4 protein-coding genes are annotated in these 3,389 nt (G+C 71.6%); 2 read left to right on the forward strand and 2 right to left on the reverse strand.

Going from position 1 to position 3,389, the window contains the following annotated elements; all coding sequences use genetic code 11:
* Nucleotides 1-399 precede the first annotated feature (399 nt).
* Nucleotides 400-1,032 (reverse strand): flavin reductase family protein, encoded by a 633-nt coding sequence (locus Q7A36_RS38935; protein ID WP_305109166.1) that lies wholly within the window; start codon nucleotides 1,030-1,032, stop codon nucleotides 400-402.
* Nucleotides 1,033-1,273: 241 nt separating this feature from the next.
* On the opposite strand from Q7A36_RS38935, the gene Q7A36_RS38940 reads away from it, so the two are divergent.
* Both Q7A36_RS38940 and Q7A36_RS38945 read left to right on the forward strand, forming a co-directional pair.
* A complete protein-coding gene (locus Q7A36_RS38940; RefSeq protein WP_305109167.1) occupies nucleotides 1,274-2,854 on the forward strand; it encodes an exodeoxyribonuclease VII large subunit in 1,581 nt (526 codons plus the stop codon).
* The gene (locus Q7A36_RS38945) at nucleotides 2,851-3,087 is read left to right on the forward strand and encodes an exodeoxyribonuclease VII small subunit (RefSeq protein ID WP_305109168.1); all 237 of its coding nucleotides are present in this window, start codon (nucleotides 2,851-2,853) and stop codon (nucleotides 3,085-3,087) included. The genes Q7A36_RS38940 and Q7A36_RS38945 overlap by 4 nt, the downstream gene beginning before the upstream one ends.
* Nucleotides 3,088-3,250: 163 nt before the next feature.
* On the opposite strand, the gene Q7A36_RS38950 is transcribed toward Q7A36_RS38945, so the two are convergent.
* The coding region (locus Q7A36_RS38950; protein ID WP_305109169.1) for an ATP-binding protein at nucleotides 3,251-3,389 on the reverse strand (139 nt) is incomplete at its 5' end.

Raw genomic sequence — 3,389 nt, forward strand, 5'->3', positions numbered from 1 at the left:
CGTCGCCGGGAAGTCGGTCTCCGGTTGCGGTTCCATGGCGCCATCCGGCGTTTGGTCAGACACCCACAACATGGGGACTGACGCCCGGCGGCGCCGCCTCGATCCCGTCAGATGCCTCAGGGCCGGGGCGGACTAGAAACTCCAGTCAAGCTGAAAGTGCCGCTGCCGGCACCCGCTACCTGCGACATCCCCGCCCGGGGCGCCTGCCGCCGATGCGGCGGCGGCGGCCTGCGTCGCCGGCCACCAACACGGTGGTTGCGGCAGGGTTCGCTGGCCGAGCATAGGGCATGTCCGTCAACAAGGGGTCAAGGCACGTCTCCGCGCCTGCCTGACGGCCCCGCCCTACCGCCTCGCCCACGTGCCGAGAGGCGTGGCGAGACGAGCGCCTCCCCGGCACGCTCACCGGTCCGGCTGACCCAGTGCGTAGATGCCACCGTCGATAGGCCGCAGCGCCTCGAACATCTCGGTCACCGCTGCGTAGTCGCGGTAGCCGCAACGCGCCAGCGGCTGCGCCGCAGCCGTGTCGAAGCGGCCATCCCGGATGTAGGCGTCGTCGATGTGCACGCCCACGACCTGACCGATGATCATCCAGCCGTCGAGCGCACGCCCCTCCACGTCGTGAAAGCGCATCGAGTGGACCACGCGACACTCCAGCGCGGCCGGCGAGGCGGCCACCCGCGGCGCCCGCACGATGCGGCCCGGCGCGGCGGCCAGCCCGGCGGCCTCGAACTCGCTGAGGCCCTCGGCGAGCGCGTCGGAGGAGGTGTTCATCGCCTCGAACAGCGGCCGGGTACAGAGGTTGAAGACGAACTCGCCGGTGGCGATGGCATTGGCGGCGCTGTGCTTCATGCTCTCGCTGGTGAAGGCGAGCATGGGCGGCCGTGAATGCACGGCGTTGAAGAAGCTGTAGGGCGCCAGGTTGGGGCGGCCCTCGGCGTCGACCGTCGAGATCCAGCCGATGGGCCGCGGGGCGATGATGGCCTTGAAGGGATCATGGGGCAGGCCGTGGCCCAGCCGAGGCTCGTAGAACATGCGAGGGTCTCCACCTTTGGTACCGATACCCGTGCTCTAACTGCCGGCAGCGGATGCCGGAAGCAGGCCAGCCGGACGGCCGCGCGGGCGACCGGCACGACAGGCGGCGGTGGAGGCTGCGGCGCATCGTTCGGATCGGACCGTCACGCCTGGAGCCGGGCCGCAGAGAAGGCGCGGCACGCGCCCCTCTACCTGTCCGGGATCCTCCTCGCCCTGCCCCGCGTGCTAGACGTGATGTCCGATGGATACGCAGCAACCCAACCCAGGGCGCGACGACCCTCCCGGCCAGCGGACGAACCAGGCGGTTGGGCTGAAGGCCTACCTCGACACGGTGGCCGCGCGCGTCAAAGCCGTGCCGGCCGCTTGGGTGCGCTGCGAGCTGCTGATCCTGAAGCCCGGTGACCGGTTCGTCCGCATGGAGTTCGTCGAGCACGACCCCGCCGGCCGGAAGATAGCCCAGGTGAGCGGTGGCTGCTGGCCCGGCGTCTATCAGCGGATCACCGACGGCTTCGCCGCCGTGGGCCTGCGGCTCGAGCCCGGCGCCAAGGTGCTGGTCAGGATCACCTCGCGGCTCGACGCCAACTACGGCTACTCGGTCGAGATCGAGGACATTGACCCGAGCTACTCCCTCGGCGACCTCAAGGCCCGGACCGAGGCCATCCGCAGGCGCCTCCAGGCAGCCGGCCTGTGGCAGGGCAACCGCAGCCTCCCGCGCCCCGGTGACTTCCTCCGGGTCGCGGTCATCGCGCCCGGCGGTGCCGCTGGGCTCGGCGACTTCCGCGCCACCACCGACCGCCTGGCGCAGGCCGGCCTGGTCGAGTTCTTCTTCCACGAGGCGCCCTTTCAGACGCCGCAGGCGGCCCTGCGCATCGTCGAGGTGCTGCGAACGGTCTGGAGGGCGCACAAGGCCGCGCCCTTCTGCGCCCTGGCGATCATTCGCGGCGGCGGTGCGGCGGCCGATCTCGCCTATCTCGTGGACGACAGGCTCACCGAGGCGGTCTGCAGGATGCCGATGCCGGTGATGACCGGCATCGGGCACGAGCGCGACCGGAACCTGCTCGACGAGGTCGCCTGCATCTCCTGCGACACCCCGTCCAAGGTGGCCGAGCACATCAGGACGACGGTGGTGGGCGCCGCGATGGCGGCCGACCAAGCGCACGAGACCATCATCGGCCAGGCGCGCCTCGTGGTCGCCCACTACACGCGGGAGATCGGCGAGGCGGCCGCCGCCATCGACAGGGAGGCACGCGAGGGCCTTCGGCTCGCCGAGGGCGACGTCCGCAGGGCGCTGGACGACCTAAAGCCGGATGCCCGGCTGGCATTGAGGGATGCCGGCGACCGGGTCGGCGCCGCCCACGACGCTGCCTCGGCCGCCGCGCGGGAACGCCGGGCGGCGGCCGAGGCAGGCGCCGGGGAGGCCTGGAGAGTGATCGGCGCCGCCATCCGGGACGGCCTGCGACCGCGCGAGCGCGAGGTCCTCGAGGCCCGCGGCGCCGTGCTGCGCGACGGCCCGCGGCTACTCGACACGGCCGGCTCTGCCGTCGAGGCCGCGCGCCTCGCGGTCACCACCGAGGCGGCGGCCCTGCACTGCGTGGCCGAGGCGGAGGTGGGACGTAGCCGCATGTTGGCCGAGACGCTCGATCCGGCGACCGTGCTGTCCGCCGGCTATGCCATCCTCCGCGATGCCAGCGGCGCCCCCCTGCCCTCGGTCGCCCGCGTCGCCTCCGCGGGTCTCGTCCGCGCCGAACTGCGCGACGGATCGGTGACGCTGATGCCGGCCGACGCGAGCCAGTCCACCCACAGTCAGGAGCAGCAGCCATGAGCGGCACCTCGACCCCCATCCTCGGCCCCGACGAGCCGGTGCCACCGAAGTTCGAGGATGCCTACCGCGAGTTGCAGGCCATCTCGGCTGAACTGAAGCCGACAAAGGACAGGATCCCCGACGTCGACAGGATCGAGCCGCTCGTCCGGCGCGCAAAGAAGCTCGCCGAGCACTGCCAGGCGCGCATCGACGCGGTGCGCGGCCTGGTGGACGGCACCGCGCAGGCGCCGTGACCGGCAGCCTGTCGTGGCTCATGAACGAGCGGCATCTGCTGAAACCGCGCGATCACGGGCACTACGTGCGTATTCCACGCATCGTGGGCACCTGTTCCACGCGATCGTGGGCGCGAGTTCCACGCCATCGCGGGCAGGCTGATCTGCCGACGCGGTGATGGAGTCAGGCCTTCTGGCCGGCGTCAAGCGCTTCGCTGGCCGACGCCCGCTTGGCGCGCAGTTTCCGCATGCTCTCCCCCTTCAGCTCGATCCGGTGGGCGTTGTGGACGAGGCGGTCGAGGATGGCGTCGGCCAGGGTCGGG

It is taken from the genome of Paracraurococcus lichenis, assembly GCF_030657435.1.
Lineage (GTDB): Bacteria > Pseudomonadota > Alphaproteobacteria > Acetobacterales > Acetobacteraceae > Paracraurococcus > Paracraurococcus lichenis.

Bases quoted from the DNA above. Each gene is read 5' to 3' on its own strand.
- Q7A36_RS38935 (WP_305109166.1), bottom strand. From the start codon at position 1,032: ATGTTCTACGAGCCTCGGCTGGGCCACGGCCTGCCCCATGATCCCTTC.
- Q7A36_RS38940 (WP_305109167.1), top strand. From the start codon at position 1,274: ATGGATACGCAGCAACCCAACCCAGGGCGCGACGACCCTCCCGGCCAG.
- Q7A36_RS38945 (WP_305109168.1), top strand. From the start codon at position 2,851: ATGAGCGGCACCTCGACCCCCATCCTCGGCCCCGACGAGCCGGTGCCA.